At 75.2% G+C, this 6,263-nt stretch carries 1 protein-coding gene; it reads right to left on the bottom strand.

Translation table 11 applies throughout. The features are described from left to right. Positions 1-6,263: type I polyketide synthase (locus AW273_RS18475; protein WP_157555945.1), on the bottom strand; the 6,263-nt coding region annotated here is incomplete at both ends.

Below are 6,263 nucleotides of genomic sequence, written 5' to 3' on the forward strand. Positions count from 1 at the left end.
GCCGCGGCGTCCACGCCCGCCGGGACCAGCACCGCGTCGCCCCCCGCCGCGAGCGCGGCGTCGAGCAGCTCCAGCCCGCGCGCCTCGGTCAGCGGCGGCAACCCCGACCGCGACCAGCGCGACCGCGCCGCCGCGTCGAGCGCGCCGCCCATGCCGCCCTCCCACAACCCCCAGGCCAGCGAGAGTGCGGGCAGCCCGTGTGCGCGGCGGTGCAGGGCGAGCGCGTCGAGGTAGGCGTTGGCGGCGGCGTAGCCGGCCTGACCCGCCGTGCCGACGACGCCGGTGACCGACGAGAACACCACGAACGCCGCGAGCGGCAGATCCCGGGTCAGCTCGTGCAGGTGGGCGGCGGCGTCCGCCTTCGGCCGCAGAACCCCGTCGAGCCGCTCCCCGGTTAGCGACTCCAGCGTGCCGTCGTCGAGCACGCCCGCCAGATGCACCACGGCGCCGATCTCCACGGTGGCCAGGACGGCCGCCAACGCCTCCCGGTCGGCGACGTCCACGGCGGCGAACTCGGCCCGCGCGCCCAGCTCGGCCAGTTCCGCGGCGAACTCGGCGGCCCCGTCGGCGCCTGGCCCGCGCCGGCTGAGCAGCAGCAGCCGCCGCACCCCGTGCCGCCGCACCAGATGCCGGACGACGGGCCGCGCCAGCCCGCCCGTGCCGCCGGTCACCACGACGGCCCGGTCGTCGAAAACCGTGGCCGTGCCGGTGGGCTCCGCGCGAGCGAGCCTCGGGGCCAGGATCACCCCGTCCCGGACGGCGAGCTGCGGCTCGTCCGCCGAGAGGGACGTGAGGCCGTCGGCCGGCACGTCCGGGGGCACGTCGGCGACCGCGAACCATCCGGGCCGCTCACTCTGCGCCGTCCGGATGAGGCCCCACGCGGCGGCCTGCCAGGGGTCGTCGACCCGGTCGCCTTCGACGGCGGCCACGGCGCCGTCGGTGAGGAAGAGCAGCCGGGCGTCCCCCGCCTCCTGAACGGCCCGGAGCACGAACGCGGCCGCGCCGCGTCCGGCCGGGACCCTGACCGTGACGGCGTCGCCTTCGGCCGGGGCGGAGGTGACGGGCGTCCAGGTGAGGCGGTGCAGGTCGGCGAAGGCGGGCCGGGCGGCGGCGATCGGGCGCAGGGTCACGGACTCGGCGGTGAGGACATGGGCGCCGGTGTCGTCGACGGCGTCCAGCCGGTGACCACCGGGCGACCAGGTGACCCGCAACGTCGTGGCTCCGGTGGTCGAGAGCTGCACGTCGGTCCACGCGAACGGCACCGGCAACCCGTCCGCGTCGGCGAGTTCGCGGCCGACGAGGGGGTGCAGCGCGGCGTCGAGCAGGGCGGGGTGCAGCACGAACGTGCCGGGATCGCCGGGGAGCTCCAGTTCGGCGTGGAGGCGGCCGTCCTGCCGCCAGGCCGCCCGTACCGCCTGGAAGTCCGGGCCGTAGGCGTAACCGGCGTCGGCCAGTTCGGCGTAGAGCAGGTCGGGGTCGATCGGGTCCGCGCCCGCCGGCGGCCATACGGTCGCCCGCACGACGGTGTCCACGGCCGGTGCCAGCAAGCCGGTCGCGTGGCGGTGCCAGGGCTCGTCCGCACGGTCGGGGCGGGCGTGCACGCTCACCGTGCGGGTGCCGTCGGCGCCCGCGGGACCGACGGAGAGTTGCAGCGCCACCCAGCCCTGGTCCGGCAGGACCAGCGGGGTCTCGATGGTGAGTTCCTCGACACGGGGGGTGCCGGCGCGGTCGCCCGCCACCAGGGCGAGCTCCACGAGCGCCGTTCCCGGCAGCAGGACCGGACCGGCGATCCGGTGACCCGCCAGCCAGGGATGGGCCTCCAGGGAGACGCGCCCGGTGAGCAGCAGCCCGCCGTCGTCGGCCCGCTCGACCGACGCGCCGAGGAACGGGTGGCCGGTGGCCGAGAGGCCCAGCAGCTCCGGCCCGGCCTGCGGCCTGCTCGTCAGCCAGTAGCGCTCGCGCTGGAAGGGGTAGGTGGGCAGGTCGGTTGCGGCGGCTGTGGGGAGGTGCCAGTCGACGGGGTGGCCGGTGACGTGGAGGGTGGCGAGGGTGCGGGTGATGGCCTGGGCTTCGGGGTGGTTGCGGCGGAGGGTGGGGTGGGCGTGGTGGTCGGGGAGGAGGGCGGTGAGGACGGCGTCGGGGCCGATCTCCACGAAGGTGTGGATGCCGGTTTCGGTGAGGGTGTCGATGACGTCGGTGAAGCGGATGGGTTCGCGGACGTGCCTGACCCAGTGGTCGGGGTCGTCGAGCCCGCCGAGGTGCCCGGTTCGGTCGGAGACGATGGGGATGGCCGGTTGGGTGAACTCCAGGGTGCCGAGGACCGCGCGGAACTCGTCGAGTATGGGTTCCATCAGGGGTGAGTGGAAGGCGTGGCTGACGGTCAGGCGTTTGACCTTCGCGCCGTGCGCGCGTTCGATGACCTGCTGGACCGCGCTTTCTGAGCCGGAGACGACGGTGGCGCGCGGCCCGTTGACGGCGGCGAGGGAGACCTGGTCGGTCAGGCCGTCCAGCAGGGCGAGCGCCTCGCTCTCGCCGAGGGCGAGCGCCGCCATCGACCCGCCGGGGGGTAGCTCCTGCATGAGCCGGGCGCGGGTGGTGACGAGTTTGGCGGCGTCGCGCAGGTCCAGGATTCCGGCGATGTGGGCGGCGGCGATGGAGCCGACGGAGTGTCCGGCGACCGCGTCGGGGTGGAGTCCGTGGTGTTCGAGGAGCCGGTAGAGGGCGGTTTGGAGGGCGAAGAGGGCGGGCTGGGTGTAGCGGGTCTGATCCAGCAGGGGGTTTTCGGTGAAGATGATGTCTTTGAGGCCGGGTTCGAGGTGGTTGAGGGCGGCGTCTAGGGCGGCGGCGAAGACGGGTTGGGTCTGGTAGAGCTCGCGGCCCATGCCGGGGCGCTGGCTGCCCTGCCCGGTGAACAGGAACGCCGTCTTCGACGCGAGGGCCTTCCCCCGCACCAGCGCGGGATGTCGTTGGCCGTCGCTCAGCGCGGTGAGCGCGGCCAGCAGTTCGGTGCGGTCGGCGGTGACGACGGCGGCCCGGTGGGTCAGCGTGGCCCGGCCGGTGACCAGGGCGGCGGCGTGCGGGTCGTTGGTGGTGAAGTGGTCCCGCAGGCGGCGGGCCTGTGCCTTCAGCGCCTCGGGGGTGTGCGCCGACAGGAGCACCGGCACGAGGCCGGGCTCGGGTTCAGAGGTGGTCGCGGGTTCCGGTTCTTCCAGCACCACGTGGGCGTTGGTGCCGCTGATGCCGAACGACGAGACGGCGGCCCGGCGCGGCCGGTCGTCGTCGTGCGGCCAGGCGACGGGCTCGGTGAGGAGCTTGAGGCCGTCGTGCCAGCGCACGTGCGGGGTGGGCGCGTCCACGTGCAGGGTGCGGGGGAGCAGGCCGTGCCGCATCGCCTGGACCATCTTGATGACCCCGCCGACCCCCGCCGCCGCCTGGGTGTGGCCGATGTTCGACTTCAGCGAGCCCAGCCACGCCGGGCGGCCGGCCGGCCGGTCCTTCCCGTAGGTGGCGATCAGCGCCTCGGCCTCGATGGGGTCGCCCAGACGGGTGCCGGTGCCGTGGGCCTCGACGGCGTCCACGTCGGAGGGCGTCAGGCCGGCGTTGGCGAGTGCCTGGCGGATGACCCGCTCCTGGGACGGCCCGTTGGGCGCGGTCAGGCCGTTGGAGGCGCCGTCCTGGTTGACCGCCGTGCCGCGTACCACGGCGAGGATCGGATGCCCGTTGCGGCGGGCGTCGGAGAGGCGTTCGACCAGGAGCAGGCCGGCGCCCTCCGACCAGCCCGTCCCGTCGGCGGCCGCCGCGAAGGCCTTGCAGCGGCCGTCGGCCGACAGTCCCCGCTGGCGGCTGAACTCCAGGAACATGCCGGGTGTCGCCATCACCGTCACGCCGCCCGCCAGGGCCAGGTCGCACTCGCCCTGCCGCAGCGCCTGCACGGCCAGGTGCAGCGCCACCAGCGACGAGGAGCAGGCCGTGTCGACCGTGACCGCCGGGCCCTCCAGCCCGAACGTGTACGCCACCCGCCCCGACGCGATGCTGACCGTGCTGCCCGTGAGGAGGTAGCCGTCGAAGCCCTCGGCGGGTTCGTGCAGGCGGGGGCCGTAGTCCTGGGACGTGCCGCCGACGAACACGGCGGTCCGGGAGCCGCGCAGGGTGCCCGGGTCGATGCCGGCCCGTTCGAAGCTCTCCCAGGCGGTCTCCAGCAGCAGTCGTTGCTGGGGGTCGATCGCCGCCGCCTCCCGGGGGCTGATGCCGAAGAAGTCCGCGTCGAAGTCGGTGGCGTCGTACAGGAAACCGCCCTGCCTGGTGTAGCTGGTGCCGGGGGTGGCCGGGTCGGGGTCGTACAGGGAATCCAGGTCCCAGCCCCGGTCGGCGGGGAAGGGGCCGACGGCGTCCACGCCGTCGGCGACCAGCCGCCACAGGTCCTCGGGCGACTCGGCGCCGCCCGGATAGCGGCAGGCCATGCCGACGATGACGACGGGATCGTCGGACCGGACCGCCCGCCCCGTCACGACGTGGTCGGCGGCTCCGGCCAGTTCGGCCCGCAGCGACGCGACGACCGCGTGTGGCGTGGGGTGGTTGTAGACCAGCGCCGCCGGCAGGTCAAGCCCGGTCGCGTCGGCCAGCCGCTCGCGGAGTTCGACGGCGGCCATCGAGTCGAAGCCCAGGTCCTTGAAGGTACGGTCGCCGTCGACCGCGTCGCCGGTGACGTGCCCCAGCACGATGGCGGTCTGGGTGCGGACCAGGTCGAGCAGGTCGGGCAGGTCGGGCAGTCGACGTCGTTCGGGCGTGGGGCGGGCGACCTCGTCGAACCAGTGGCGTTCCCGCTGGAACGGGTAGGTCGGCAGCGGCACCGCCCGCCCGGCCGCGAACCCGGCGAGGTCGACCTCGACCCCCCGCGTGTGCGCCGCCGCCAGCGCGCGCAGCAGGGTGGCCCCCTCCGGCCGCCCGCGCCGCAGCACGGCATGGCCCCCCGTCAGGGCCGACAACACCGCGTCGGGGCCGAGTTCCAGGAACGTGGTCACGCCCTCGCCGCGCAGTGTCGTGACGGCGTCGTGGAAGCGCACGGCGTGCCGGATGTGCCGGGTCCAGTAGGCCGGGTCGGTCAGCTCCTCCACCGTCGCGACGCGCCCCGTCACGTTGCTGACGACCGGGACGGCCGGCGGCCGGTAGGCGAGGGTGGCGGCGACGGCGTGGAATTCGTCCAGGACCGAGTCCATGTGGGCCGAGTGGAAGGCGTGGCTCACCGTGAGCGCACGCGTCCGCCGTCCCCGCGCGGCGAACAGCCCGGCCACCCGTGCGACCGCCTCGGCGTCACCCGACACCACGACCGCGCTGGGCCCGTTGACCGCGCCGAGGTCCACCCCGTCGCCGAGGTGCGGCGCGATCTCCTCCTCGGTCGCCTCGACCGCCGCCATCGCCCCGCCCGACGGCGCCGACCACATGAGCCGGGCCCGCGCCGCGACCAGCGCCGCCGCGTCGGCCAGGGAGAACACCCCGGCCACGTGGGCGGCCGTCACCTCGCCGATCGAATGGCCGGTGACCACGTCGGCCCGCACGCCACGGTGCTCCAGCAGCCGGAACAGCGCCGTCTCCAGGGCGAACAGCGCGGGCTGGGTGTAGCGGGTCTCGTCGAGGGGGCCGCTTTCCACGATCTCGGCCAGCGGCGCGTCGAGATGGGGCGCGAACGCGGCGGCCACCTCGTCGAACGCGGCCGCGAACACCGGCTCGCTCCGGTAGAGCTCGGCGCCCATGCCGGCGTACTGGCTGCCCTGCCCGGTGAACAGGAACGCCGTCCGGGACGGCCGGACCGCGTTCCCCCGCACGACCGCCGGATGCTCGACCCCCTCCGCCACCGCCCGCAGCCCGTCGGCCAGCCCTTCGAGGTCCTCGGCCAGCACCACCGCCCGGCTCGCGAACCGGGTCCGGGTCACCGCCAGCGAGTACGCCACATCGACCGCCCGGCCACGCGCCTCGCCCGCCAGCCGCCCGGCCTGCGCCCGCAGCGCCGCCGCGTCCCGTCCCGAGATCACGAACGGCAACACCGGCCGACCGGCGGGGGTCTCCGAGGGAGCGGCCGTTCGTGAAGGCGGCTCGGCCACCACGACGTGGGCGTTGGTGCCGCCCATGCCGAACGAGCTCACCCCCGCCACCGCGCGCCCCTCCACCGGCCACCCCACCGGCTCGGTGACCACCCGCAACCCCAGTTCGTCGAGGGCGATGGCCGGGTTCGGGTCGCGGAAGTTGAGGCTCCCCCGCCCCCCCCC

Source organism: Herbidospora yilanensis, assembly GCF_001570565.1.
GTDB lineage: Bacteria > Actinomycetota > Actinomycetes > Streptosporangiales > Streptosporangiaceae > Herbidospora > Herbidospora yilanensis.